General features: G+C 27.5%; 1 rRNA gene. It reads right to left on the reverse strand.

What is annotated here, in order from left to right:
* Window positions 1-166: 166 nt before the first annotated feature.
* Window positions 167-255 (reverse strand): 23S ribosomal RNA (locus tag O6B72_RS09665); the annotation flags it as partial.

The following is a 255-nucleotide window of genomic DNA, read 5'->3' on the forward strand; positions in this document are numbered from 1 at the left end:
TTTCCACATCTGTATAACCACGGACAGTGTTAAATAAAAATATTTAAATAAATACTCTTATTAAACACTGTTAGTTAAATTGTTAAAAGTCTAAGTTTTAATATTTAAAACTGTAAAACTTGTTTAAGGAATAGTTATTTATCCTTAACAAGGAAGTGATGCTTAATAAGATAAGCAAACGAGCTATTAGTACTGGTCAGCTAAATGACTTACATCAATTACACACCCAGCCTATCAAACTTATAGTCTATAAGA

The organism is Campylobacter ureolyticus (assembly GCF_027277485.1).
Taxonomy (GTDB): Bacteria; Campylobacterota; Campylobacteria; order Campylobacterales; family Campylobacteraceae; genus Campylobacter_B; species Campylobacter_B ureolyticus_B.